General features: G+C 68.3%; 21 protein-coding genes and 1 pseudogene. 10 read left to right on the top strand and 12 right to left on the bottom strand.

What is annotated here, in order from left to right; translation table 11 throughout:
- Window positions 1-16: 16 nt before the first annotated feature.
- Together BLS50_RS16265 and BLS50_RS16260 are read right to left on the bottom strand one after the other, a co-directional pair.
- Entirely contained in the window at window positions 17-781 is a 765-nt protein-coding gene (locus tag BLS50_RS16265; RefSeq protein ID WP_074802642.1) for a TIM barrel protein, read from the bottom strand.
- A 232-nt stretch (window positions 782-1,013) separates the two neighbouring features.
- Window positions 1,014-1,601: pseudogene (locus BLS50_RS16260) on the bottom strand (LysR family transcriptional regulator); the annotation flags it as partial.
- A gap of 111 nt (window positions 1,602-1,712) precedes the next feature.
- Here BLS50_RS16260 and BLS50_RS16255 point away from each other — a divergent pair.
- A complete protein-coding gene (locus tag BLS50_RS16255) occupies window positions 1,713-2,798 on the top strand; it encodes a YeiH family protein (protein WP_074802640.1) in 1,086 nt (361 codons plus the stop codon).
- A gap of 115 nt (window positions 2,799-2,913) precedes the next feature.
- Entirely contained in the window at window positions 2,914-4,647 is a 1,734-nt protein-coding gene (locus tag BLS50_RS16245) for a ClcB-like voltage-gated chloride channel protein (RefSeq protein ID WP_218133158.1), read from the top strand.
- Window positions 4,648-4,683: 36 nt separating this feature from the next.
- Here the strand turns inward: BLS50_RS16245 and BLS50_RS16240 are convergent, their stop codons facing one another.
- Window positions 4,684-5,304: a TetR/AcrR family transcriptional regulator gene (locus BLS50_RS16240; RefSeq protein ID WP_006475958.1), complete on the bottom strand. Its 621-nt coding sequence runs from the start codon at window positions 5,302-5,304 to the stop codon at window positions 4,684-4,686.
- Window positions 5,305-5,492: 188 nt separating this feature from the next.
- On the opposite strand from BLS50_RS16240, the gene BLS50_RS16235 reads away from it, so the two are divergent.
- The 4 genes from BLS50_RS16235 (at window position 5,493) to BLS50_RS16220 (ending at window position 12,470) form a co-directional block, all read left to right on the top strand.
- Window positions 5,493-6,602 carry an efflux RND transporter periplasmic adaptor subunit gene (locus BLS50_RS16235; RefSeq protein ID WP_074802637.1) on the top strand — a complete coding sequence of 370 codons (1,110 nt, stop codon included), beginning with the start codon at window positions 5,493-5,495 and terminating at the stop codon, window positions 6,600-6,602.
- Complete coding sequence (locus BLS50_RS16230) at window positions 6,599-9,745, top strand: efflux RND transporter permease subunit (RefSeq protein ID WP_074802636.1); 3,147 nt, start codon at window positions 6,599-6,601, stop codon at window positions 9,743-9,745. The genes BLS50_RS16235 and BLS50_RS16230 overlap by 4 nt, the downstream gene beginning before the upstream one ends.
- Before the next feature lie 2 nt (window positions 9,746-9,747).
- On the top strand, window positions 9,748-11,316 hold the full coding sequence (locus tag BLS50_RS16225; protein WP_074802635.1) for an efflux transporter outer membrane subunit: 1,569 nt from the start codon (window positions 9,748-9,750) through the stop codon (window positions 11,314-11,316).
- 125 nt (window positions 11,317-11,441) lie between these two features.
- Window positions 11,442-12,470 (top strand): MerR family transcriptional regulator, encoded by a 1,029-nt coding sequence (locus tag BLS50_RS16220; RefSeq protein ID WP_011549746.1) that lies wholly within the window; start codon window positions 11,442-11,444, stop codon window positions 12,468-12,470.
- 93 nt (window positions 12,471-12,563) lie between these two features.
- On the opposite strand, the gene BLS50_RS16215 is transcribed toward BLS50_RS16220, so the two are convergent.
- Both BLS50_RS16215 and BLS50_RS16210 read right to left on the bottom strand, forming a co-directional pair.
- Window positions 12,564-13,088, bottom strand: a complete 525-nt coding sequence (locus BLS50_RS16215) for a M949_RS01915 family surface polysaccharide biosynthesis protein (RefSeq protein ID WP_074802634.1) — start codon at window positions 13,086-13,088, stop codon at window positions 12,564-12,566.
- A gap of 83 nt (window positions 13,089-13,171) precedes the next feature.
- On the bottom strand, window positions 13,172-14,554 hold the full coding sequence (locus BLS50_RS16210; RefSeq protein WP_074802633.1) for a sigma-54 interaction domain-containing protein: 1,383 nt from the start codon (window positions 14,552-14,554) through the stop codon (window positions 13,172-13,174).
- A 253-nt stretch (window positions 14,555-14,807) separates the two neighbouring features.
- On the opposite strand from BLS50_RS16210, the gene BLS50_RS16205 reads away from it, so the two are divergent.
- From BLS50_RS16205 to BLS50_RS16195, 3 genes are read left to right on the top strand one after another with little or no spacing between them, the layout of a single operon-like run.
- Complete coding sequence (locus tag BLS50_RS16205; RefSeq protein WP_074802632.1) at window positions 14,808-15,692, top strand: MBL fold metallo-hydrolase; 885 nt, start codon at window positions 14,808-14,810, stop codon at window positions 15,690-15,692.
- 28 nt (window positions 15,693-15,720) lie between these two features.
- Window positions 15,721-17,391, top strand: coding sequence for a bifunctional protein tyrosine phosphatase family protein/NAD(P)/FAD-dependent oxidoreductase (locus BLS50_RS16200; protein ID WP_074802631.1), 1,671 nt, complete (start codon window positions 15,721-15,723; stop codon window positions 17,389-17,391).
- A gap of 18 nt (window positions 17,392-17,409) precedes the next feature.
- The gene (locus tag BLS50_RS16195; protein ID WP_074802630.1) at window positions 17,410-18,216 is read left to right on the top strand and encodes a sulfite exporter TauE/SafE family protein; all 807 of its coding nucleotides are present in this window, start codon (window positions 17,410-17,412) and stop codon (window positions 18,214-18,216) included.
- Between the two features lie 104 nt (window positions 18,217-18,320).
- Here BLS50_RS16195 and BLS50_RS16190 read toward each other — a convergent pair whose 3' ends face one another.
- The 4 genes from BLS50_RS16190 to BLS50_RS16175 all read right to left on the bottom strand — a co-directional run bounded on the left by BLS50_RS16190 (window position 18,321) and on the right by BLS50_RS16175 (window position 22,403).
- Entirely contained in the window at window positions 18,321-19,142 is an 822-nt protein-coding gene (locus BLS50_RS16190) for an ABC transporter permease subunit (protein ID WP_006475948.1), read from the bottom strand.
- Window positions 19,139-20,065: an ABC transporter permease subunit gene (locus tag BLS50_RS16185; RefSeq protein WP_006488137.1), complete on the bottom strand. Its 927-nt coding sequence runs from the start codon at window positions 20,063-20,065 to the stop codon at window positions 19,139-19,141. The genes BLS50_RS16190 and BLS50_RS16185 overlap by 4 nt, the downstream gene beginning before the upstream one ends.
- Window positions 20,062-21,222 (bottom strand): ABC transporter ATP-binding protein, encoded by a 1,161-nt coding sequence (locus BLS50_RS16180; RefSeq protein ID WP_006488129.1) that lies wholly within the window; start codon window positions 21,220-21,222, stop codon window positions 20,062-20,064. The genes BLS50_RS16185 and BLS50_RS16180 overlap by 4 nt, the downstream gene beginning before the upstream one ends.
- An 86-nt stretch (window positions 21,223-21,308) precedes the next feature.
- On the bottom strand, window positions 21,309-22,403 hold the full coding sequence (locus tag BLS50_RS16175) for a polyamine ABC transporter substrate-binding protein (protein ID WP_011549740.1): 1,095 nt from the start codon (window positions 22,401-22,403) through the stop codon (window positions 21,309-21,311).
- A 415-nt stretch (window positions 22,404-22,818) separates the two neighbouring features.
- Here BLS50_RS16175 and BLS50_RS16170 point away from each other — a divergent pair, with 415 nt between their 5' ends.
- Window positions 22,819-23,022 (top strand): DUF1289 domain-containing protein, encoded by a 204-nt coding sequence (locus BLS50_RS16170; protein ID WP_006493160.1) that lies wholly within the window; start codon window positions 22,819-22,821, stop codon window positions 23,020-23,022.
- A gap of 75 nt (window positions 23,023-23,097) precedes the next feature.
- Here the strand turns inward: BLS50_RS16170 and BLS50_RS16165 are convergent, their stop codons facing one another.
- The 3 genes from BLS50_RS16165 to BLS50_RS16155 form a co-directional block, all read right to left on the bottom strand.
- The gene (locus tag BLS50_RS16165; RefSeq protein WP_011549736.1) at window positions 23,098-23,736 is read right to left on the bottom strand and encodes an OmpW/AlkL family protein; all 639 of its coding nucleotides are present in this window, start codon (window positions 23,734-23,736) and stop codon (window positions 23,098-23,100) included.
- Window positions 23,737-23,801: 65 nt separating this feature from the next.
- On the bottom strand, window positions 23,802-24,992 hold the full coding sequence (locus tag BLS50_RS16160; RefSeq protein WP_074802629.1) for an NAD(P)H-dependent flavin oxidoreductase: 1,191 nt from the start codon (window positions 24,990-24,992) through the stop codon (window positions 23,802-23,804).
- 124 nt (window positions 24,993-25,116) lie between these two features.
- A complete protein-coding gene (locus BLS50_RS16155; RefSeq protein ID WP_074802628.1) occupies window positions 25,117-26,553 on the bottom strand; it encodes an aldehyde dehydrogenase family protein in 1,437 nt (478 codons plus the stop codon).
- Between the last annotated feature and the right edge of the window lie 2 nt (window positions 26,554-26,555).

Raw genomic sequence — 26,555 nt, 5'->3', positions numbered from 1 at the left:
TGCTGCGGTCACGTGGTCACGCGGTCGCGAGCCACGCGACGCGCCGGCACGCATCGCCGGCCAGGTCGGCCGCGTCGAACGGGAACTCGATGCCGCGCGGCGCGTGCTGCGGCAGCGCCGCGAGCACGCCGGTCACGAGCGGATCGTTCGGCGCCGGTGCGACGGCGAAACGACGCGCACCCTCGCCTTCGATGATCTTGCAATGAATGTATTCCACGTGCGGCGCGAGCACCTGCGCGCAGTCGAGCGGCGCTTCGCCGCGCCACTGCCAGTTGCCGATGTCGAACGTCATGCCGAGCGCATCGGGCAGGCCGGCATCGGCGAGCGCGTCGAACAGCCCGCGGAACTGCACGAACGCGCCGCCGATCTCGGGCTGGCCGTTTTCGACCACCACGCGAGCCCGCGCCCCGCGCGACAGCGCGACGATCTCGGCCGCATGCGCGTCGCCGGCAAAGCCGCCGAGCTGGAATTTCACGAAGCGCGCGCCGAGTGCGTCGGCTTGCGCGAGTGCGTCGCGCAAGGCGTCGACGTCGAGCGCACCCGTTTCCGTATACAGCGAGTCGGGGGTCGAATAGACCGACCACAGTCCGTGGCCGACGATCTGCGCGCCGAGCGCGGCCAGCGCGCCGGGCGCCGTATCGTCGTCCGACGCGAACAGTTCGCGCCGCACCTCGAAACCGGTCGCGCCGGATGCCGCCACGGTCGCGATGAATGCACTGTGGCCCTCCTGGCGCACCCGGTCCATCCCGAATGCGCTCGCCACGATCACGATGTCTGCCATGTTGCCCTTTTTCACCGGAATGGAACCGGTTCCATTTGCTTGAGACGGATGGTGCGCTTCGCTTCGGACCCACGCCATAGAGGAAATCCCTAAGGCTAGGTTGTCCCGTGAATACGCGTCCGCCAGCGCGCAACGCGCGTTCCCGGCACGGTGTCGGCGCCTACGCGAGGTCCTGCGCGAGACTCATTTCGAGGAATTGCGCGGCGACCCGCGACGGCGCGCCGCCATGCGGCACGAGCGGATGCGCGGCCAGCGCGTCGAGCGTCACGCCCGCGTCGTAGCCGGGCGCCGCGAGCGGATGGCCGGCCGGCACGATCGCGACGATCTCGTCCTCGTGCCACGCGTGCACGGCCGTGCCCGGCGGCAGCGCCTCGCCGGGCGGCCCTTCGATCAGCGCGATGTCGAGCGACGGCAGCGCCGCGACCACGTCGGCCGTATTGCCGCTCATCGTCTGGATCGACACACGCGGCGCGTGCGGCTGAAACGCCGCGATCAGGTACGGCAGCAGGTAGCTCGCGGGCGTCGTGCTCGCGCCGATGCGCAGCGTGCCGGCTTCCAGCCCGCGCACCGCATCGCGAAACGCACGCGCCTGCGCGAACGTGTCGCGCTGCGCCTTCGCATACTGCGCGAGCTGTTCGCCGACCGGCGTCAGGCGGATGCCGCGGCCGTCGCGCTGGTACAGCGGCTCGCCGAACTCGTCCTGCAGCAGCCGCAACTGGCCCGACACGGCCGGCTGCGACAGATGCAGCGCCACGGCGGCGCGGCTGATGTTCAGATGCTCGGCGACGGCGGCGAACGTTATCAGTTGATCCGGGGTCATGGGGATGAATTATCAGTTTTCCAGATAGTTTATGTCACAAATCACAATTTTTCATATCGATATAACGAAACTAGGATTACAACATCGCCACACGCTCCATCACGGTGCTCCATGTCCACTGCTCCGACTCCCCCTCTCAGCCACGCCGCGCCGTCGATGCGCGGCCAGTTGAACGGCGTGCTGTTCGTCGCGCTGTTCGCCGCCGCCGTCACGAGCCTGTCCGAGCTTCCCGCGATCGCGGGGCTCGGCCTGTCGCCGCTGATCGTCGGCATCGTCGCCGGCGCGCTGTACGGCAACGCGCTGCGCGACGGCATGCCGGCCAGCTGGGCGGCCGGCGTCAATTTCTCCGCGCGCAAGCTGCTGCGCATCGCGGTCGCGTTCTTCGGCTTGCGCGTAAGCCTGCAGGAAATCGCGCAAGTCGGGCTGCCGGGCCTCGCGGTGTCGATACTGATCGTCGTCAGCACGCTCGCGATCGGTACCTGGGTCGGCATGAAGCTGATGAAGCTCGACCGCGACGCCGCACTGCTGACCGCCGCCGGCAGCGCGATCTGCGGCGCGGCCGCGGTGCTCGCGTTCGAGTCGACGCTGCAGTCGAAGCCGCACCAGAGCGCGATGGCCGTGGGCAGCGTCGTGCTGTTCGGCACGCTGTCGATGTTCCTGTATCCGCTCGCCTATCACGCCGGGCTGCTGAACCTCGATCCGGCCGGCCTCGGCCTGTTCTTCGGCGGCACGATCCACGAAGTCGCGCAGGTGGTCGGCGCGGCGAGCGACATCAGCCCGGAGGTCGTGCACGTCGCGACGATCGTGAAGATGACGCGCGTGATGCTGCTGGTGCCGGTGCTGCTCGCGCTCGGCTGGTGGCTCGCCCGTTCGTCCCGCTCCGCGCGCTCGGCTCACGACACGGCCGGCGGCACGCAACGCCAGCGCAAGGTGGCGGTGCCGTGGTTCGCGCTCGGCTTCCTCGGCTTCGTGATCGTCAATTCGCTGAACGTATTGCCCACGGACGTCACGCATACGCTGAACGTGCTCGACACCTTCGCGCTGACGATGGCCATGACCGCACTCGGCATCGAGACGCGCGTCGCGCAGATCCGCGCGGCCGGCCCGCGTGCGCTGATGACCGGCCTGATTCTGAACGTGTGGCTGATCGCCGGCGGCTACGGGATCACCTGGGCCGTGCAGCACTGGCTTGGCTGAGCCGCACGTCCGTGACGGCTCGCGCGCCGCGCCCGACGGGAAGCCCCACGAGGCGGTCCCGCAGGCGCGGCGCAGTGCTATGCTTCGCGTCGTTTTCCATCGCCCCCTTTCAGCCGTGCTCTCGTTCCTGCTGAAGCTGCGCACTCGCGCCCGAACGCTGTTCCGCCTGTCGGACGCCCATACGATGCTGATCTGGTCGGCCATCGTCGGCGTCGGTGGCGCCTTTGCCACGATGGCGTTCCGCGAGGGCATCGACCTGATGCAGCGGTTGATCTCGGGGCACAGCGGCAGCTTCGTGCAGATGGCCAAGAGCCTGCCGTGGTACGTGCGGTTCTGGATGCCGGCCGCGGGCGGCTTCCTCGCCGGCTGCGTGCTGCTGCTCGCGACGCGCGGCGACAAGGAGGCCGCCAAGACCGACTACATGGAGTCGGTCGCGCTCGGCAACGGCGTCGTGCCGGTACGGCAGAGCCTGTGGCGCAGCGTGTCGTCGCTGCTGACGATCGGCAGCGGCGGCTCGATCGGCCGCGAAGGCCCGATGGTGCAGCTCGCGGCGCTCGCCGCGTCGCTCGTCGGCCGCTTCGCGCACTTCGACCCGCCGCGCCTGCGCCTGTTGGTCGCGTGCGGGGCGGCGGCCGGCATCACGTCCGCGTACAACGCGCCGATCGCCGGCGCGTTCTTCGTATCGGAGATCGTGCTCGGCACGATCGCGATGGAGAGCTTCGGGCCGATGGTCGTCGCGTCGGTCGTCGCGAACATCGTGATGCGCGAATTCGCCGGCTACCGGCCGCCATACGAGATGCCGGTGTTTCCGGCCGTGACCGGCCCCGAGGTACTGCCGTTCGTCGTGCTCGGCGCGCTGTGCGGCGTGCTCGCGCCACAGTTCCTGCACCTGCTCGACGCGTCGAAGACGCAGTTCAAGCGGCTGCCGGTGCCGTTACCCGTGCGGCTCGCGCTCGGCGGCCTCGTCGTCGGCGTGATCTCGGTGTGGATTCCGGACGTGTGGGGCAACGGCTACAGCGTCGTGAACCACATCCTCCATTCGCCGTGGACCTGGCAGGCGCTCGTCGCGGTACTGGTGTTCAAGGTGATCGCGACCGCCGCGACGGCCGGCTCGGGCGCGATCGGCGGCGTGTTCACGCCGACGCTGTTCGTCGGCGCCGTGTTCGGCTCGCTGTTCGGGCTCGCGATGGACGCGCTGTGGCCCGGCCATACGTCCGCGTATTTCGCGTACGCGATCGTCGGGATGGGTGCGTTCATGGCGGGCGCCACGCAGGCGCCGCTGATGGCGATCCTGATGATCTTCGAGATGACGCTGAGCTATCAGGTCGTGCTGCCGCTGCTGGTGTCGTGCGTGTTCGCGTATTTCGTCGCGCGCGCGACGGGCACGACGTCGATGTACGAAATCACGCAGCACCACTACCAGGACGCGCAGGAGCGGCAGCGGCTGCGCACCACGCAGATGCGCGAGCTGATCCAGCCCGCGCAGACGGTCGTGCCGCTCACCGCGAGCGTCGCCGACATGACGCGCGTGTTTCTCGAATATCCGGTGAAGTATCTGTACGTGACCGACGATGCCGGGCGCTTTCGCGGCGCGGTCGCGTTGAAGGACATCACGTCCGACTTGCTCGACAAGCGCGACACGACCGACAAGACGGCCGCGCACTACGCGCACACGCCGTTTCCGCTGCTCACGCCCGACATGCCGCTCGCGACCGCGCTCCAGCGCTTCATGGCGTTCCAGGGTGAACGCCTGCCGGTAATCGAGAGCGAAGCCGAGCCGACGCTCGCGGGCGTGGTCTACAAGACGTCGCTGCTCGACGCGTACCGGCGGATGACCGGCGAACGCTGACGCGCGTCGCCGCACCACTCGCACCGCCCGCGCCGGTCAGTCCGGCGCACGCCCCAGCACGACCCGCGCGAAGAAGCCGCCGAGCACCGACTCGGCCACGTCGGCCGACACGTGCTGCGGATCGGCCGTGTAGTACGACTGCACGCCGTCGCACAGGCACATCAGCCCGAACGCGAGCGTATCGGCCGGCAACAGCAGCGGCGTACCCGAGCGCTCGGCGAAGCGCTGGATGAATTCGGCCATCTGCACGCGCTTGCCGTGCAGGAACTGGTTGAAGCGCACGCGGAACTTCGCGTCGCGCGCGGCCTGCAGCTTCGCCTCGCCCCACAGCAGCGAGTATTCGTCGTCGCGAAACAGCGTCCGGTAGTACGCGAGCGACATCGATTCCATCTGCTCGCGCGTGCCGCCCCCTTCGAAAATCGCGACGAAATCGGCCTGCACCTCCTCGTGGTTGCGCTCCAGCAATTCCAGCAACAGGTCGGACTTGCTGCGGAAATTCGAGTAGAACGCGCCGCGCGTGTAGCCGGCGGCCGCCGCGATGTCCTCGACGCTCGCGGCCACATACCCTTTCTTCAGAAAAATGCGATGCGCGGCTTTCAGCAGACGTTCGCGCGTCTGGTCCCTGCTCTGCTCGCGAGTTAAGCGCTGTGGTTTCATGCCGCGCAGTCTAGCATCCCTTCCCTTTCAGATTCATCTTTGCATTCAGATACAGGTGTGTATTAGAATTCGCCACAGTTTCTGAAGATGTCGTCCGTCTTTCCGTGTGCGCCGCTGCCGGCGCCGCTTGGGGCAAGCGCCCGCCGCGCTTGCCGGCTTCGTTCCGCTCCACCTCACCTGGGGGTTTCGTGAATCGCTCCGGTTCCCGCGCCGCGCTGCTGATCGGCGCCGCGCTCGTCCTTGCCGCCTGTCATCCGAAAGAATCCGCACCGCCCGCCCCGCGCCCCGTCGTCGCGCTGCCCGCGCGGGCCGACACCGCCGCGGCCGCACGCACGCTGCCCGGCGACATCCAGCCGCGCTATGCGACCCCGCTGTCGTTCCGCATCGCCGGCAAGATCATCGAGCGCAAGGTGCGGCTCGGCGATACGGTGAAAGTCGGCCAGATCGTCGCGCTGCTCGATCCGTCCGACGTCGAGAAGAACGCCGCGAGTGCGCAGGCGCAATTCGATGCCGCGTCGCACAGCCTCGCGTTCGCGAAGCAACAGCTCGACCGCGATCGTGCGCAGGCCCGCGAAAACCTGATCGCGACCGCGCAACTCGAACAGACGCAGAACAGCTACACGTCGGCGCTCGCGCAGCGCGACCAGGCGCAGCAGCAGCTCGCGCTCGCGAAGAACCAGCTGCGCTACGCGACGCTCGTCGCCGATCATGCGGGCACCATCACCGCCGAACAGGCCGATACCGGCCAGAACGTGTCGGCCGGCCAGCCGGTCTACCAGCTCGCGTGGTCGGGCGACGTCGACGTGGTCAGCGACGTGCCCGAGGCCGCGCTCGCGTCGCTCGCGCCCGGTCATGCGGCCACCGTCACGCTGCCGTCGCTGCCGGGCCGCCAGTTCGCCGCGAAGGTGCGCGAAATCGCGCCGGCCGCCGATCCGCAGAGCCGCACCTACCGCGTGAAGCTCACGCTCGGCACGCCCGATCCGGCGATCCGGCTCGGCATGACCGCGGACGTCGCGTTCGACGGCGCGCCGGCCGCCGGCGACGCGCAGCCGATCACGCTGCCCGCGACCGCGCTGTTCCACGACGGCCCGCATCCGGCCGTTTGGATCGTGCGCACCAAGGACGACACGCTCGAGTTGCGCCGCGTCGACGTCGCGCGCTTCAACGAGCGCACCGTCACCGTGTCGCACGGGCTGCAGCCGGGCGAGCGCGTCGTGCTGCAGGGCGTGCATACGGTCAGCGCGGGCGAGAAGGTGCGCGCGATCGCGCCGCTGCACCCGGAGGACTTCGCATCGTGAGCGTCTCCCGCGAAGAAGGCCGCTTCAATCTGTCCGCCTGGGCGCTGCGCCATCAGGCGCTGGTCGTCTACCTGATCGCGCTCGCGACGCTCGCGGGCATCCTCGCCTATACGCGGCTCGCGCAATCCGAAGACCCGCCGTTCACGTTCCGCGTGATGGTGATCCGCACCTTCTGGCCCGGCGCGAGCGCGCGACAGGTGCAGGAACAGGTGACCGACCGGATCGGCCGCAAGCTGCAGGAAACGCCGGCCATCGACTTCCTGCGCAGCTATTCGCGCCCCGGCGAATCACTGATCTTCTTCACGATGAAGGATTCGGCGCCCGTGAAGGACGTGCCCGAAACCTGGTACCAGATCCGCAAGAAGGTGGGCGACATCGGCTATACGCTGCCGCCCGGCGTGCAGGGCCCGTTCTTCAACGACGAATTCGGCGACGTCTACACCAACATCTGGACGCTCGAGGGCGACGGCTTCACGCCCGCGCAACTGCACGACTACGCGGACCAGTTGCGCACCGTGCTGCTGCGTGTGCCGGGCGTCGGCAAGGTCGACTATTTCGGCGACCCCGACCAGCGGATCTTCATCGAGGTCAACAACGCGCAGCTCACGCGCCTCGGCATCTCGCCGCAGCAGCTCGGGCAGGCGATCAACGCGCAGAACGACATCTCGTCGGCCGGCGTGCTGACGACCGCCGACGATCGCGTGTTCGTGCGGCCGAGCGGCCAGTTCGACAACGTCGATGCGATCGCGAATACGCTGATCCGCATCAACGGCCGCACGTTCCGGCTCGGCGATCTCGCAACCGTGAAACGCGGCTACGACGATCCTCAAGTCACGCAGATGCGAACCAACGGCCATGCCGTGCTCGGCATCGGCGTGACGATGCAGCCGGGCGGCGACGTGATCCGGCTCGGCAAGGCGCTCGACGCCGAATCGAAGGACCTGCAGGCGCAACTGCCGGCCGGCCTCAAGCTGACGCTGGTGTCGAGCATGCCGCACGCGGTCGCTCATTCGGTCGACGACTTCCTCGAAGCCGTCGCCGAGGCGGTCGCGATCGTGCTGGTCGTGAGCCTCGTGTCGCTCGGGCTGCGCACCGGGATGGTCGTCGTGATCTCGATTCCGGTCGTGCTCGCGGTCACCGCGCTGTTCATGTACCTGTTCGACATCGGGCTGCACAAGGTGTCGCTCGGCACGCTCGTGCTCGCGCTCGGGCTGCTCGTCGACGACGCGATCATCGCGGTCGAGATGATGGCCGTGAAGCTCGAACAGGGCTATACCCGCGCCCGCGCCGCCGCATTCGCGTACACCAGCACCGCGTTCCCGATGCTGACGGGCACGCTCGTCACGGTGTCGGGCTTCCTGCCGATCGCGCTCGCGAAATCGAGCACCGGCGAATACACGCGCTCGATCTTCGAGGTGTCGGCGATCGCGCTGGTCGCGTCGTGGTTCGCGGCCGTCGTGCTGATCCCGCTGCTGGGCTTCCACCTGCTGCCCGAGCGCAAGCGGCACGCGCACGAGGCGCACCTGCCCGACGATCACGAGCACGACATCTACGATACGCGCTTCTACCGGCGGCTGCGCGGCTGGATCGACTGGTGCATCGAACGGCGCCTCGTCGTGCTGCTGATCACGGGCGCCCTGTTCGTCGTCGCGATGATGGGCTTCTCGCTGGTGCCGCAGCAGTTCTTCCCGAGCTCCGACCGGCCCGAGCTGCTGGTCGACCTGCGGCTGCCCGAAGGCGCGTCGTTCGCGGCGACGCTGCGCGAAACCGAGCGTCTCGAGAAAGCGATCGCCAAGCGGCCCGAAATCGACCATGCGGTGAACTTCGTCGGCAGCGGCGCGCCGCGCTTCTACCTGCCGCTCGACCAGCAACTGCAACTGCCGAATTTCGCGCAGTTCGTGATCACCGCGAAATCGGTCGAGGATCGCGAGAAGCTCGCGACCTGGCTCGAAACCACGCTGCGCGACACGTTCCCGGCCGTGCGCTGGCGGCTGTCGCGGCTCGAGAACGGGCCGCCGGTCGGCTATCCGGTGCAGTTCCGCGTGAGCGGCGACAGCATCGCGACGGTCCGCTCGATCGCCGAGAAGGTCGCGGCGACGATGCGCGGCGATGCGCGCACGGTCAACGTGCAGTTCGACTGGGACGAGCCGGCCGAGCGCTCGGTGCGCTTCGAGCTCGACCAGAAGAAGGCGCGCGAGCTGAACGTCACGTCGCAGGACGTGTCGAGCTTCCTCGCGATGACGCTGTCCGGCACGACCGTCACGCAGTATCGCGAGCGCGACAAGCTGATCGCCGTCGACCTGCGCGCGCCGCGCGCCGACCGCGTCGATCCGGCCAAGCTCGCGGGCCTCGCGCTGCCGACGCCGAACGGCCCCGTGCCGCTCGGCTCGCTCGGCCGCTTCACGCCGACGCTCGAATACGGCGTCGTGTGGGAGCGCGACCGCCAGCCGACCATCACCGTGCAGTCGGACGTGCGCGCCGGCGCCCAGGGCATCGACGTCACGCATGCGGTCGACGCGAAGCTGAATGCGCTGCGCGCGCAGTTGCCGGTCGGCTATCAGATCAACATCGGCGGCTCGGTCGAGGAAAGCGCGAAGGCGCAGAAGTCGATCAACGCGCAGATGCCGCTGATGGCGATCGCCGTGTTCACGCTGCTGATGATCCAGCTGCAGAGCTTCTCGCGCGTGCTGATGGTCGTGCTGACCGCCCCGCTCGGGCTGATCGGCGTGGTCGCGACGCTGCTGCTGTTCGGCCAGCCGTTCGGCTTCGTCGCGATGCTCGGCGTGATCGCGATGTTCGGGATCATCATGCGCAACTCGGTGATCCTGGTCGACCAGATCGAGCAGGACATCGCGGCCGGCCACGGCCGTGTCGACGCGATCATCGGCGCGACCGTGCGGCGCTTCCGGCCGATCACGCTGACGGCCGCGGCCGCGGTGCTCGCGCTGATCCCGCTGCTGCGCTCGAACTTCTTCGGGCCGATGGCGACCGCGCTGATGGGCGGCATCACGAGCGCAACCGTGCTGACGCTGTTCTACCTGCCCGCGCTGTACGCGACGTGGTTCCGCGTGAAGCGCGACGAACGCGACCCGCAGGACGGCCCGCCGCCAGGCGGCACGCCTGCCGCGCCGTCGGGAGTCTGACCATGGATCGATCGATGACCCTGAAAACGAAAGCCGTGCGGGCGCTCACGGTGGTGAGCATCGCCGGCCCGCTCGCGGGCTGCGCGTGGTTCGCACCGAGCGGCGAGCCGCCCGCGATGCCGTCGCCCGCGCACTACGGCGCCGCGCCGCAAGTCGAGCAGACCGTGTCCGCACAAGGCGTCGCGCAGCAGTTCGAGGTCGGCGCGCAGCCGGTGCCGGACTGGTGGAAACAGTACCGTTCCGACGCGCTGAACGCGCTCGTCGACGAAGGGCTGCGCAACAGCCCGACGCTGAGCGCGGCGTCGCATTCGCTCGATGCGGCGCGCGAACAGTTGCGCGGGCAGATCGGCAGCTCGATGCTGCCGTCGATCGACGCGGTCGGCCAGGCCACGCGCCAGCGCGCGCTCGGCGTGCCGATTCCCGCGCTCGGCGCGCCGACGCTGCTGTACGACACGTTCGTCGGGCAACTGCAGGCGAGCTATACGGTCGACCTGTTCGGCGTGTCGCGCTTCGCGAACCGCGCGCTCGCGAAACGCGTCGACGTCAGCGCGTTCCAGCTCGAATCCGCGCGGCGCGCGCTGGCCGCGAACATCGTGACCGCGTCGATCACCGTGTCGGTGCTCAATGCGCAGATCGACACGACCGAGCGGCTCGTCGCGCTCGCGAACGACCAGGCGCACGACGCCGAGCGCCGCCATGCGCTCGGTTCGGCCTCGCGCAGCGACGCGCTCAATGCCCGGCAAAGCGCCGACACGTTCGCCGCGAGCCTGCCCGCGCTGCGCCAGCAGCGCGACTCGGCGCGCCATGCGCTGGCGGTGCTGGTCGGCCGCACGCCCGACCGGCCGCCGGCCGATCTCGCGCTCACCGATCTGCACCTGCCCGAGCAGGTGCCCGTCGTCGTGCCGTCGGACCTGCTGCAAAGCCGCCCCGACATCCAGGCCGCCGACGCGGGGCTGAAGGCCGCCGCCGCCGAAGTCGGCCTCGCGACCGCGCAGATGTTTCCGCAACTGTCGCTGTCGGCGGCGATGGGCAAAGGCGGCTTCAGCTGGCCGGCGATGCTGTCGGGCGCCGGCGCGATCTGGAACGTCGGCGCGTCGCTGAGCCAGCCGATCTTCCATGGCGGCGCGCTGCTCGCCCAGCGCCGCGCGGCGAAGGCGACCTACGAGGCCGCGGTCGACCAGTACAAGCAGGCGGTGCTCGGCGCGTTCCAGAACGTCGCCGATTCGCTTGCGGCGCTCGAGCACGACGCGGAGGCGCTCGATGCATCGTCGCGCGCCGCGCTGTCCGCACGGGGCGCGTACGACGACGCGGCCGCCCGCGTGCGGCTCGGTGCGCTGCCGCCGTCGGCGGCGCGCGCGAGCGAGCTGCAGTACCGCAATGCGCGGCTCGACGAGATTCGCGCGACCGGCGCACGGTTCGCGGATACCGCGCGGCTTTACCAGGCGATGGGGACGCCGCCGGCCGGCAACGACGACAAGTCCGGTAAAACCGGTCACGCGGCCGGCGACGGCACGGCCGGCACGCAAGCACGCGCCGCCACGCCCGACGCCGCCGTCCCTTCGGCGCAATAACCAGCCCCCTTCGATCGGATGCGCGTGCGGATTCCCGCCACGCGCGTCCGATCGCCGCTCTTTCGCTTGACCCTCACGTAGCGTAACGTTCGAGACTCCAGTGTGCGCACCGAACGGAGGAACGAATGCGGCTGAAAGTGGGAGACCTGGCGAAACGCAGCGGACTGACCGTCCGCACGCTTCATCACTATCACGCAATCGGTTTGCTGACGCCTTCGGCGCGCGCCGACAACGGCTACCGGCTGTACGACCGCGACGACATCGCCCGGCTTCACCAGATCCAGGCCCTGCGTCGCTTCGGACTGTCGCTCGCCGAAATCGGCGACTACCTGAACCAGCCCGGTACCCCGCTCGTCGATCTCGTCGCCAGGCAGATCGCGTCGCTCGACCGCCAGCTCGCGCAAACCGCGCAGCTGCGCGAGCGGCTCGCGAGCCTGCATGCGCAGCTCGCTGCGGGCACCGAGCCGGAACTGGCCGATTGGCTCACCACACTGGAGTTGATGACCGTGTACGACAAATATTTTTCCGAGGAAGAACTCGCGCGCCTGCCGATGTACCAGAAGAGCCAGGCGGGCGACGCGGAATGGATCGCGCTCGTTGCCGAAGTGCGCGCGCTGCACGAGGCGGGCGTGCCTGCCGAGGACGAACGCGTCCGTGCGCTCGCCGCGCGCTGGATGGCGCAACTGGTGCGCGACACGAACAACGATCCGCGGTTGCTCGCGAAGCTGAACCTGATGCACGAGCACGAACCGTCGATGCAGTCGAAGATCGGCATTTCGACCGCGTTGCGCGACTATGTGCTGCGCGCTTCGGCGGAAACGAAGATGCGGCTCTTCGAGAAGTATCTGGCGCCCGACGAGATCCGCTTCATGCGGGCGCACTACGGCGAACGCTCGATGGAATGGCCGCAACTGATGGCCGACGTACGCGACGCGATCGATGCGGGCGCGCAGCCCGATTCGCCGCAAGGCCGCGCGCTCGCGCAGCGCTGGCTCGAGCTGTTCTGCAGCTACGCGGGCCACGATCCGGCCACGCACGCGAAATTCCGTCACGCGCTGATGAACGAGCCGGCGCTGACGAAGGATTCGTGGACCGACGACACGCTGCTCGGTTTCGTGCGCGAAGCGATGGCGCAGCTGGCGCCGGCGCGTTGATCGCATGACGGGCGGGCGGCAGGCGGGGTTCCCGTGTGCCGCCCGTTTCACCATTGGCAGCCGGTATCGCGCGTACGACGGCCCGGCGCCCGTCTAGTCGTTGCGCACGCTGATCCCTCGCCAGCGCTTCGTCATGTAGCGCAGAAACGCGGGCTGCGCCTTCAGGTCCGCGTTCGGCACGGGCGCCGCGCCACCGTCGACGAACCTGCCGTTGACCGTGACGGTTTCCTCGCCGCGCAGCACGTATTTCGTGCCCGCGTCGATCAGGAAGTACTTCACCTGATCGGCGCTCACGTCTCCCCGGCAACCAATCTTGTACGCGAACAGGAACTGCTTGCGGCCGTTGCCGAGCATGTCGCGCATTTCGATCGACTTCGGCACGACATCGAGAATCACGTCGACCGGGCAATCCTTCACGTAGTCGCGCACCGTCCAGTCGGGGCGGCCGTCGAGCGTCGCGGACACCTTGAGCTCGACGTCGTCGCCGGACGCGGTTCTGGCGAGCGTCACCGCGTGCGCGCCGGCCGCATCGGTCCACGTGTAGTCGGCGGCGTGCGCCGGGCTGGCCAGCGCTGCGACTGCGAGCAACAAGCAACGCGAAAGGGCATGTCTTTTCATCGGCGGGAGCGAAAGCGCTGAAATCGAACGCGCCATTATCGGCAAAGCCGCGTGCCGCCGCCAGCCGCGCGCGACCCGCCCGTTCAGCGCTCGCGCGAGCCGAGGCCGAGCGCCTTCATCCGCCGGTACAGCGTACGCTCGCTTAATCCGAGCTGCTCGGCCAGCGCCTTGCGCGTGCCGTCGAACGTGCGCGCGATACGGACCAGCTCGGCATCCGACACGCCGCGCGCGTCGGCCGCAAGCGCGTGCGGCGCCGCCGCTGCCGCGACGAGTTCGGCCGGCAAATGTTCGACGCGGATCGTCCCGTCGTCCGCGAACAGGCACGCGCGTTCGAGCACGTTGCGCAACTCGCGGATGTTGCCGGGCCACGCATATGCCTCGAGGCACGCCCGCGCGCGCTCGGTCAGCGTGAATGGCCGCGCATTCGCGTCGCCCGCGTTGCCGCGCGCGTTCGCGATCCGCCGCAGGATCGATTCAGCCAGCAGCGCGACGTCGCCCTGCCGTTCGCGCAGCGCCGGCAGCGGAATCGGAAACGCGTTGATCCGGTAGTAAAGATCCTGCCGGAACCGGCCATCGTCGATCATCTCGCGCAGCGGCTTGTGCGTGGCCGCGACCAGCCGGAAATCGGCGCGCAGCGCCTCAACGCCGCCCACGCGCCGGAACGTGCCCGATTCGATCAGCCGCAGCAGCTTCACCTGCATCGGCAGCGGCACGTCGCCGATCTCGTCGAGAAACAGCGTGCCGCCCTGCGCGGTTTCGACGAGGCCCGGCTTGCGCTGGTTCGCGCCCGTGAACGCGCCTTTCTCGTAGCCGAACAGTTCGCTCTCGAACAGCGTCTCGGCGATTCCCGAGCAATCGACGACGACGAACGGCCCCATCGCGCGGTCGCTCGCCTCGTGCAGCGCGCGGGCGAACAACTCCTTGCCGGTGCCCGATTCACCGAGCAGCAACACCGGCAGTGTCGACGGCGCCACGCGCTGCAATGCGCCGAGCGCCGCGTTGAACGCGTCCGAGCCGCCGACGAGCCCTTCCGCGCTCGGCTGCGCCGATGCGCTGCGCACGGTCGTCAGCCGCTCGACATACGCGATCACGTTGCCGTGTGCATCGAAGATCGGCCGCAGCTCGACGTCGACATGCTCGGGGCCGCGCGGCGTGTGATGGATGTGCAGCACGCGGTTCAGCCCGCGCGACTCGAGCGCCTGCTTCATCGGGCAATGCTCGCCCGCCTGGTCGCACGGCACGTCGTAGTGATGCGATACCTGGAAACAGTGCCGGCCCACGTGCTCGACGCCGGCCACGCCGAACTGACGCCGGTACGCATCGTTCGCCGCGAGGATGCGGTAGTCGGGGTCGACCACGATCATCGGCTGCGGGTCCTGCTCGAGATACGCGACGAGCGCGCGCACGTCGGGCATCGCGTCGTGGCGCGGGACGGGGACGATCGGGATGGTGTCGTGCGGATTCATGCGGCGGCTCGCTCGGCGAAGGGGCGCCCGGACGGACTGCCAGGCTGGCTGCCAATTCTGCCACGACACTGCCAGTTGTGGCAGTCCCCGTCTGCCGCCGGATGTCGCCGCCACCTTCTCGGGGCCGCCGACGCGCCCAAAAACCGTGTTGAATCAAGCCCCTGCCACATCGGCGGATGCTGCGCCGCAGACTGGCACGCTTCTTGAAGTAAAGGTCCTGATTGCAGATGCAGAACCCGATCGAGGACACCCCGTGAGCAACACCCCCGCCCTGTCGGTCGAAGGCTTTTTCGACCCAGCGACCCACACCGTCAGCTATCTGCTGCTCGATACCGCGAGCCGCGCGTGCGCGCTGATCGACAGCGTGCTCGACTACGACCCGAAATCCGGCCGCACACGCACCGCGAGCGCCGACCGGCTGATCGCGCGCGTCGCCGAACTCGGCGCGACCGTGCACTGGCTGCTGGAAACGCATGTGCATGCCGACCACCTGTCGGCTGCGCCCTACCTGAAAGCACGGGTTGGCGGCCAGATCGCGATCGGTTCGCACGTGCGCCGCGTGCAGCACGTGTTCGGCACGCTGTTCAACGCAGGGCCGGGCTTTGCGGAAGACGGCCGCCAGTTCGACCGGCTCGTCGACGACGGCGACACGCTCGCGCTCGGCGCGCTGACGATCCGCGCGCTGCACACGCCGGGCCACACGCCCGCGTGCATGACCTACTGCGTGGACGACGCGACGCAGCGCGCGGCGTTCGTCGGCGACACGCTGTTCATGCCCGACTACGGCACGGCCCGCTGCGACTTCCCCGGCGGCGACGCGCGCACGCTGTACCGCTCGATCGCGCGGGTGCTCGCGCTGCCGCCCGACACGCGCCTGTACCTGTGCCACGACTACCAGCCGGGCGGCCGCGACGTGCAGTTCGTGACGACCGTCGCCGAGCAGCGCCGTGCGAACGTGCACGTGAGGGACGGCGTGACCGAGGACGATTTCGTCGCGATGCGCACCGCGCGCGACGCGACGCTCGACATGCCCGTGCTGATGCTGCCGTCTGTGCAGGTCAACATGCGCGCCGGCCACCTGCCCGAACCCGAGAACAACGGCGTGCGCTACCTGAAGATTCCGCTCGACGCGATCTGAGCGCCTGCACCCCACCGAGAACCCCGACATGACCACCCTCCGCAAGCTGACCGACACGCTGTCGGTCTCGCCGCAGATCGCGGCGGCCGACCTGCCCGCGCTTCACGCGGCGGGCATCCGCGCGATCATCTGCAACCGGCCCGACGGCGAAGGCGCCGACCAGCCGACCGTCACCGAGATCCGCGCGGCCGCCGCGCCGCTCGGCATCGACGTGCATTACCTGCCGGTCGATACCGGCAAGGTGACCGACGATCAGGCTGCGCAGTTCGGCGCGCTCGTCGCGTCGCTCGACGGGCCCGTGCTCGCGTACTGCCGCAGCGGCACGCGCTCGGCCACGCTGTGGGCGCTGTCGCAGGCGGAGCTGCGTCCGCTGGACGACCTCGTCGCCACCGCCGGCGCAGCCGGCTACGACCTGAGCGCGCTTGCATCGCGTATCGCGCAGGACAGCCGCCAGAGCACGCCCGCCGTCGACGCACGGCACGACATCGTGATCGTCGGCGCGGGTGCGGCCGGCATCGCCGTCGCGTCGAGCCTGCTCGCGCGCGACGCGTCGCTCGACATCGCGATGATCGATCCCGCCGACGTCCACTATTACCAGCCCGGCTGGACGATGGTCGGCGCGGGCGTGTTCCAGCCCGAAACGACCGCGCGCAGAATGACCGACGTGCTGCCGCGCGGTGTACACCGCATCCGGGCCGCCGTCGCGGGCTTCGAGCCCGACGCGCACGTCGTTGTGCTCGACGGCTGCCGGCGCATCGGTTATCGCAAGCTCGTCGTGTGCCCGGGGCTCAAGCTCGACTGGCACGCGATCGACGGCCTCGCCGACACGCTCGGCCGCAACGGCGTCACGTCGAACTACCGCTACGATCTCGCGCCGTACACGTGGGAGCTCGTGCGCGCGTTCCGCGGCGGCAATGCGCTCTTCACGCAGCCGCCGATGCCGATCAAGTGCGCGGGCGCGCCGCAAAAGGCGATGTACCTGTCATGCGATCACTGGCGGCGCACGGGGCGCCTCGACGCCGCGAACGTCGAATTCCTGAATGCAGGCGGCGCGTTGTTCGGCGTCGCCGATTACGTACCCGCGCTGATGGAGTACGTGAAAAGCTACGACATCGCGCTGGCGTTCGGCCACAACCTCGTCGCGATCGACGGGCCCGCGCGCCGTGCGACGTTCTCGCGCGCGCTGCCCGACGGCGGCAAGGAAACCGTCGAGCGTTCGTTCGACATGATCCACGTCGTGCCGCCGCAGAAGGCGCCCGATTTCGTGCGCGCGAGCCCGCTCGCCGACGCGGCCGGCTGGATCGACGTCGATCCGGCGACGCTGCGCCACAAGCAGTTCGAGGACATCTACGCGCTCGGCGACGTCACCAACACGACCAATGCAAAAACGGCCGCGGCCGCCCGCAAGCAGGCGCCCGTCGTCGCGCACAACCTGCTCGCGTCGCTCGGCCGCGCGCACGGCGACGCCGCGTACGACGGCTACGGCTCGTGCCCGCTCACCGTCGAGCGCGGCAAGATCGTGCTCGCCGAATTCCTGTACGGCGGCAAGGTCGCGCCGACCTTCCCCGCCTGGCTGATCGACGGCAAGCGCCCGTCGCGGCTCGCGTGGCTGCTCAAGGAACGCGTGCTGCCGCCGCTCTACTGGAAGGCGATGCTCAAGGGCCGCGAATGGCTCGCGAAGCCCGCGATCGCGCGTTGACCGGAGCCGGATGACGTCATGCTGATTTCCCTCGTACTCGGCGGCTTCGTCGGCGCCGTGCTCGGTTTGACCGGCGCCGGCGGCGGCATTCTTGCGGTGCCCGCGCTCGTCGTCGGGATGAGCTGGCCGATGCAGCAGGCCACGCCGGTCGCGCTCGTCGCGGTGGCGGGCAGCGCCGCGCTCGGCGCGCTCGAAGGCTTTCGCCGCGGGCTCGTGCGCTACCGCGCGGCGCTGCTGATGGCGGTGGCCGGCGTGCCGCTGACCACGCTTGGCGTGCGGCTCGCGCACGTGCTGCCGCAGCGCCTGCTGCTCACGCTGTTCGCGCTGACGATGCTGGTGGTTGCCGGCCGCCTGCTGCGACAGGCACTGCGGCGGCAGGCCGCCGATACGGACGCGTCGCCGCTGTGCGTCGGCCGCGTGAATCCCGATACGGGCCGGCTCGTGTGGTCGTGGCCCGTGGGCATCGCGCTGGCGTCGACCGGCGCGGTCACGGGCTTGATGACGGGGCTACTCGGCGTCGGCGGTGGCTTCGTGATCGTGCCGATGCTGCGCAAGTTCACGAACGTGTCGATGCATGGCGTGGTCGCGACGTCGCTGATGGTGATCGCGCTGGTCGGCACCGGCGGCGTGCTCGCGACGCTCGTGTCGGGCACGCGCGCGCCGCTCGACGTGACGCTGTGGTTCACCGTCGCGACCGCGCTCGGCATGGCCGCCGGCCGCGGTGCGTCGCGCCACCTCGCCGCACGGCATGTGCAGGCCGGTTTTGCGACCGTGCTCGTGTGCGTCGCGCTCGGCTTGCTGGCCAAGGCAGCGTTCGGCGCATGAACGACGGCGACGCGCCGGCAATCGTTACGCGCCGCCAAAACGAAACGCCCGGCCCGACTCGTCGTCGGCACCGGGCGTTTTTCATGATGGCCGCAATCGGCGTGTCAGGCCGCGAACCCCGCCAGCCGCTTGCGCTCCTGACGCAGCATCACGAAGTTCGCGATCACGACGCCGGCCGTCACCGCGATGATGAACAGCGTCGCGAGCGCGTTCATCTCCGGGTTCAGGCCGAGGCGCACGCGCGAGAACACGACGAGCGGCAGCGTCGTCGAGCCGGGGCCCGACAGGAACGCCGACAGCACCAGATCGTCGATCGACAGCGTGAACGACAGCAGCCAGCCCGCGATCAGCGCCTGCGAGATCAGCGGCAGCGTGATCGTGAAGAACACCTTCAGCGGCGTCGCGCCGAGATCGAGCGCGGCTTCTTCCAGCGACGGATTCAGCTCACGCACGCGCGACTGCACGATGATCGCGACGTACGAGATGCACAGCATCACGTGGCCGAGCCAGATCGTGAACACGCCGCGCTCGGCCGGCCAGCCGATCCACTTCGCCAGCTCGATGAACAGCAGCAGCAGCGAGATCCCCTGGATTACCTCGGGAATCACGAGCGGCGCATTGATCATCCCGCTGAACAGCGCGAAGCCGCGAAAGCGCCCCATCCGCGCGAGCACGAAGCCGGCCCACGTGCCGATGAACACCGACGCGAACGCGGTCAGCACGCCGATCTTCAGCGACAGCCACGCGGCCGTCAGCAGCTCGTCGTCCTCGACGAGCGCCGCGTACCAGCGGAACGAAAAGCCCGACCACACGGTGACGAGCTTCGACTCGTTGAACGAATAGACGATCAGGCTGATGATCGGGATGTACAGGAACGCAAAGCCGACGAACAGCGCCGCGAACTGCAGGTAGCGATTCGGCTTCATCGACGGCCTCCCTGTTCCTTCGCCTGGAAGTGCTGGAACATCGCCATCGGCACGAGCAGCAGCAGCACCATCGCGCAGGTCACGGCAGACGCCATCGGCCAGTCCGCGTTGTTGAAGAACTCGTTCCACATCACGCGGCCGATCATCAGCGTATTCGCGCCGCCGAGCAGCTCCGGAATCACGTACTCGCCGACCGCCGGGATGAACACCAGCAGGCAGCCCGCGATGATGCCGTTCTTCGACAGCGGCAGCGTGATCTGCACGAATGCCTTCCACGGCTTCGCGCCGAGGTCGTACGCAGCCTCGAGCAGGCGCAGGTCCATCTTCACGAGGTGCGCGTAGAGCGGCATCACGAGGAACGGCAGGTACGAATACACCATCCCGATGTATACCGCGTAGTTGGTGCGGTACAGCTCGATCGGCGTATGGGTGAGCCCGATCCACATCAGGAAGTTGTTCAGGAGCCCGTTGTTCTTCAGGATGCCGATCCACGCATACACGCGGATCAGGAACGACGTCCAGAACGGCAGCATCACGCCCATCATCAGCAGGTTGCGGGTGGCCGGGTTCGAGCGCGCGATGTAGTACGCCATCGGATAGCCGAGCAGCAAACACAGCAGCGTCGTGATCGCGGCGACCCACACCGAGTTCACGTAGGTCGCGAAATACAGGCTGTCCGTAAACAGGAACGCGTAGTGCGACAGGTTCAGCGCGATGTGCACGACGCCGTCCGCGTACGACGCGAGCTCCGTATACGGCGGAATACCGAGTTGCAGCTCCGCGAAGCTGATCTTCACGACCAGCACGAACGGCACGAGGAAGAACAGCACGAGCCACGTGAACGGCCCGGCCACGACCGCCGTGGCGCCCGTCAGGTTGAAGCGCCGCACCGGCCACTCGAGCAGGGACTTGAACGCGTTCATGACGTCAGCACCACACCGGCGGTCGCGCTCCAGCGCACGTAGATCTCGTCGCCGAGCGCCGGCGTGTCGAGTTCGGAAATCGCGAGGCTCGACACGTTCGCGATCACCGTCTTGCCGCCGTCGAGCTTCACGTGATACAGCGAATAGCCGCCCATGTACGCGACGTTGCTGATCCGGCCGCGCGCCCAGTTGAACGCGCCTTCGGGCGGCTTGCGCGTGAGCGCGATCCGCTCGGGGCGCACCGACACCGTGACCGGCATCCCGAGCGGGCCCGAGATCCCGTGGCTCACGTACAGCCGGCTCGGCAGTTCCGGCGATTCGATGTACACGTGATCGGGCTCGTCCTCGACCGTCACGCCGTCGAACAGGTTCGTCGAGCCGATGAATTCGGCCGAGAAGCGGCTGTTCGGGTATTCGTACACTTCGTTCGGCGAGCCGATCTGCACGATCTGGCCTTCGCTCATCACCGCGAGGCGGTTCGCCATCGTCATCGCCTCTTCCTGATCGTGCGTGACCATGATGCAGGTGACGCCGACCTTGTTCAGGATGTTGACGAGCTCGATCTGCGTGCGCTGGCGAATCTGCTTGTCGAGCGCGGACATCGGCTCGTCGAGCAGCAGCAGCTTCGGGCGCTTGACCAGCGAGCGGGCCAACGCAACACGCTGCTGCTGGCCGCCGGAGAGTTGATGCGGCTTGCGCTTCGCGTACTTGCCCATCTGCACGAGTTCGAGCGCGGATGCGACGCGCGCCTTCAGCTCGGCCTTCGGCGTGCCTTCCTGCTTCAGCCCGAACGCGACGTTCGACTCGACCGACATGTGCGGGAACAGCGCATACGACTGGAACATCATGTTCACGGGCCGCTTGTACGGCGGCATCTGCGCGAGGTCCTCGCCGTCGATCAGGATCTTGCCCGACGTGACCGTCTCGAGGCCCGCGAGCATCCGCAGCAACGTCGACTTGCCGCAGCCCGAGCTGCCGAGCAGCGCGAACAGCTCGCCCTGGCGCACGGTCAGGTTGACGCTGCGCACGGCTTCGGTGTCGCCGAATTTCTTGACGACGTCGACGATCTGGACAAAGTTCTCGGCGCGCGCATCGGCGCCGGAGGAGGAAACGGAGAACGGCGCGCCCGCGACCGGCGCGCCCGACTGGCTATTCATGATGTGCTGCTTCTCTCCTGCGTTAGACGAACAAAGCCCCCGGGGGCACCAGGGGCTTCACGACTGCTGATTCACTTCGGCTCGCGTCAGCGGCCCGACTTCAGCTCGGTCCACAAACGCGTCTGCAGACGCTGGATTTCAGGCGGCAGCGGCTTGAGCAGGAACAGCGTCTTCACGACGTCGGCCGGCGGATAGACGGCCGGGTCGTTCGCGACGTCGGGCCGCACGTACTTGCGTGCCTCGGCGTTGGCGCTCGGGTAGTACACCGCGTTGGTGATCGCCGCGTGCACCTTCGGATCCTCGATGTAGTTGATCCACTGCAGCGCGGCTTCCTTGTTCTTCGCATCCTTCGGGATCGCCATCACGTCGAACCACACCGGCGCGCCGCCCTTCGGAATGTAGTACTCGATCTTGTACGGCTTCTTCGCCTCGATCGCGCGATGCTTCGCGATCACGACGTCGCCCGACCAGCCGAACGCGAAGCAGATGTCGCCGCCGACCAGGTCGTTGATGTAGCCCGACGAGTTGAATTGCGTGATGTACGGACGGATCTTCTTCAGCACGTCCATCGCGGCCTTGTAGTCGGCCGGGTTCGTGCTCATCGGGTCCTTGCCGATGTAGTGCAGCGTCGCCGCGAACATCTGGTCGGGTGCGTCGAGCACCGACACGCCGCAGGTCTTCAGCTTCGCGAGGTTTTCCGGCTTGAACAGGATGTCCCAGTTGTCGAGCGGCACCTTGCCGAGCGCCTGCTGCGCCTTCGTCAGGTTGTACGCGAGGCCGGTCGTGCCGTATGCCCAGGGCACCGAGTACTTGTTGCCCGGGTCCGCGCCGGCGACGAGCGCCATCAGTTGCGGATCGAGGTACTTGAGGTTCGGCAGCTTCGACTTGTCGAGCGGCGCGAAGATGCCGGCGGCAATCTGCTTGCCCGCGTAGTTGCTGGTCGGCACGACGATGTCGTAGCCCGAGCTGCCCGTCAGCAGCTTCGCCTGCAGCGTGTCGTCGCTGTCGTAGTTGTCGTAGCGGACCTTGACACCCGCCTGCTTCTCGAAGTTCGGGATCGTGTCCTTCGCAATGTAGTCCGACCAGTTATAGACATTGAGCTGCGTATCCTTCGCCGCTGCCGCCGACGCACCCACGCACAGCGCGAGCGCTGCGAACCGGCCCACTACCTTTGCTTTCATCCCGTTCTCCCTCCGGCCGGACGCATTGCCCGGCTGCCGTCTGCCTCGTCATGGCGGCGCATTCCGGCGCGCCACCCCTCGAAAACCCCGAAAACTACCATCATTCGCGCCCCGTCACAAAAAAATCATGCCGGTGTCGCGCAAACGGAACAGATTCCCGCCGCCGGCCCGTCGGGCCGCCCGTGCGGGGCGCTCCGGGGGAATTCTATCGGGTAATCGACGGCTGTCCACCGGGAAAAACGGACAGCGGCGAAGCTGCGTTCGCACGCCGCATGCGGCCGCCCGGCGACGGCGCCCGACGCACGGCCCAACTGTCACGCTCCCGCACCGGGACGGCACGCCGGCGCGAGCGTCCGGCCGGGCCGCCGCGATGCATTAAAATGGCGGCTGACGATTCAACTGCGCGAACCCTCCGATGGCCTCCAATCTTCACGATCTTCCCGACAGCCCCTGCATCGGCGTGTGCTCGACGCTCTTCGACGAAGTCTGCAAGGGCTGCGGCCGCACGGCCGCCGAAGTCTCGAACTGGGTGTTCCTGAGCGACGACGAAAAGCGCGCGGTGTGGGAGCGCATCACGCGCGAAGGCACCGCGATGCGCTTCCAGTACGACAAGCTGTAAACCGGCCGCCCATAAAAAAAGCGGCATGCAGACCGCCATGCCGCCAACCCCAACTCTGTTCTTGTTCCGTCGCGTCTAGAACTTCATCCCGACGCCCACGCCGACGATCAGCGGATCGATGTGCAGCGTGCCGATGCCCTTGTCGCCCAGCGTCGCATCGGTGCTCATCCAGATCTTCTTCACGTCGACGTTCATGAACACCTTCTTGGTCAACTGCACGTCCACGCCGAACTGCAGCGCGGGGCCGAAGCTGCTCTTGTTGATCGACACGCCCTCCCCGCCGACGTTGAGCCCGTTGTTGTAGAAGTACGTGTAGTTCAACCCGGCGCCGACGTACGGGCGCACCTTGCCCGCATGGTTGAAGTGATACTGCAGCAAGAGCGTCGGCGGCAGCACGCCCACGCCGCCGAGATTGCCGAGGCTCGACGTCAGCTGATGCCGCGACGTGCCGAGGATCAGCTCGACGCCGAGGTAGTCGCGGATCATGTACGTGAAGTCGAGCTCGGGCACGATCGCGTTGTTCACGCCGGTGTTGATCGCGCCGAGCGTATCGCTCGCGCGCTCGTTCGGCTGAATGCTGATCGCGCGCAGCCGGACCAGTACGTCCCCCTGGTTGATGCCGTCGCCCGGCGACGCCGCGTGCGACAGCGACGGCATCGCGATGGCGGCCGCGACGACGGCTGCGGTGACACAAGTTCGAATAGTTTTATGCATGGTACGGACCCCCAAAGAATGGTTTCCATTCTCCCTGTAGGGTCTTTTCGTCATCTTGATATTGGTCAAGCCAGCGTAAACGTGGGACGGTTTGCCGCAGGCTCGGTCGCACTGCCCGTCAGCAGCAGGTCGAGCAGATCGCGCACGCTGCGGATCGCGCGGCCGAACGGCAATGCTTCGCGGCCGCGGAAGAACAGCCCGTTCGCGACGTCGCCGCGCAGCGCGGCCGCGAGCCGCGTGTCGATGCAGAAGTGGCCGAACTTCTCGATGCCGTCGCGCAGCCCGCATACGCTCAGGCATTCGAGCGCGGTCGGGCAGCGCTGCTTGAACGCGCCGAGCTTGTTGCGGATACGCGTCTCGTTGCGCAGGTAGCGATCGAGCCACGGCGTCTTCACCGCACGCGCGGGCAGGCCCGTCACGCTGACGAATTCGACGATGTCGTCGGGCGTCGCATCGGCGAGCACGCGCTTGAAGTGCGGATGCGCGTCGCCCTCTTCGGTCACCGCGAACGGCGTCCCGACCTGCACGCCATTCGCGCCGGCCGCGAACGCCGCGCGCACCGTGTCGTGACTGTTGATCCCGCCGGCCACGATCAGCGGGATCGTGTCGCGGGCGATGCCGAGCGACGCCATCACTTGCGCGGTTTCGTCCAGCACGCGCGCGAAATCGAAGCGGGCGTCGTGCATGTCGTCGATCTGCGTGACGCCGAGGTGGCCGCCCGCGTGCGCCGGATGCTCGATCACGATCGCATCGGGCAGGCGCCCCTTCTTCATCCACTTCTTCAGCACCAGCGCGATCCCGCGGCTGTCCGACAGGATCGGGATCAGCGCGACGTCGTGCCCTTGCGTGAGGTCGGGCAGATCGAGCGGCAGGCCCGCGCCCATCACGATCGCATCCGCGCCCTCGTCGCACACGACCCGCACGTAGTCCGCCTGTGCGCTCACCGCCTTCATCACGTTGACCGCGATCATCCCGCGCCCTTCGCTGTACGTTTTCGCGAGACGGATCTCGCGCGCGAGCGCGTCGAGGTTCGCCGCCTCGAGCGTCGCGCGATCGGGTTGCGCGCGACACCGCGCGAGCAGATCCGCATGATGGTGACGCAGGTCGATGCTCGCGATCGTGCCGACCGCGCCTTCGCGCGCGACGCTGCCCGCCAGCCGGTGCGCGGAGATGCCGACGCCCATGCCGCCCTGCACGACGGGCAGCAAGGTGCGGCCGCGGATCGTCAGCGGCGGAAAGGAAGTGCGTACGGTCATCTGAAACCTCGTCGGAACATCGGAAACGCGATGATCGACGATCCACCGCCGCGCACCTTGACGGCCGTCAATAAAAAATGGCACGCAAGCGTGCCGTTTTTCCGGTTCGGGCCGCGCGCGGCGTTCAGGCCGGCCTGGCCGGCTTCAACTGCATCGACTTGTACTCGAGATACTCGTCGAGCCCGTACACGCCGTTCTCGCGGCCATACCCCGACTGCTTGAAGCCGCCGAACGGCGCGGCGCCGTTCCACGTGCCGCCGTTGATGTCGACCTGCCCGGTGCGGATGCGGCGCGCGACGCGCATCGCGCGTTCGTCGCTGCCGGCCCACACCGCGCCGCCGAGCCCGTACGGCGAATCGTTCGCGATCCGCACGGCCTCGTCTTCATCGCGATAGGTGATGATCGACAGCACCGGCCCGAAGATTTCTTCCTGCGCGATCGTCGCTTTCGGATCGACCCGGCCGAACACGGTCGGCTTCACGAAGAAGCCCTTCGCGAGCCCTTCCGGCAAGCCGGTGCCGCCCGTCACGAGTTCCGCGCCTTCGTCGATGCCGCGCTGGATGTAGGCCTGCACGCGCTGCTGCTGCGCGGCCGACGCCAGCGCGCCGAGGCGCGTCGCGTCGTGCCGCGGGTCGCCCGCGACGTACGCTTCGGCCGAGGCCTTCGCGAGCTCGCGCGCCTCTTCGTAGCGCGCTTCCGGCACCAGCATCCGCGTATGCGCGGAGCAGGTCTGGCCCGCGTTCAAGTAGCACGCGTTGACCGTGCCCTTCACCGCCGTCGCGAAATCCGCATCGTCGAGGATCACCGACGCCGACTTGCCGCCCAGCTCCAGCGCGACCCGCTTGACGCCCGCGGCCGCCAGTTCGGCCACGCGCTTGCCCGCGCGCGTCGAGCCGGTGAACGACACCATGTCGACGTCCGGATCGGTGGCCAGCACCTCGCCGACGACCGGGCCGTACCCGCACACGAGGTTGAACACGCCGGCCGGCAGCCCGGCCTCGTGGATCGCTTCGGCAAGCATGAACGCGTTGAGCGGCGCGACTTCGGACGGCTTGAGCACCACCGTGCAGCCGGCCGCGAGCGCCGGCGCGACCTTCAGCGTGACCTGGTTGAGCGGGTAGTTCCACGGCGTGATCGCCGCGACGACGCCGACCGGCTCGCGCACCACCAGCGAATTGCCGACCTGCGCCTCGAATTCGAACGATTCGGCCAGCTTCGCGTACGCCTTCCAGTTGTAGATCGGGCCGCCGACCTGAATCGCGCGCGACAGCTTGATCGGCATGCCGACTTCGCCGGTGATCGACTGCGCGAGTTCCTCGCTGCGCGCCTGCAGGCGCTCGACGATCTTGCGCAGGTAGCCCGCGCGCGTCGCGGCCGGCGTGGCCGCCCACGCATCGAACGCCGCGCGCGCCGCACGGATCGCGTCCTGTGCGTCGGACGCAACGCCCTCGGGAATCCGGCCGATCACGGCTTCGGTGCCCGAATCGATCACGTCGATGGTGCCGGTGCCGGCCGGTTTGCGCCATGCGCCGTCGATGTAGAACTGGTCGTAGATTTTCATCG

Source organism: Burkholderia orbicola (assembly GCF_900100915.1).
GTDB classification, from domain to species: domain Bacteria; phylum Pseudomonadota; class Gammaproteobacteria; order Burkholderiales; family Burkholderiaceae; genus Burkholderia; species Burkholderia orbicola.
Note: the sequence above shows the minus strand (reverse complement) of the source record. Positions and strands in the feature narration are given on the sequence as shown.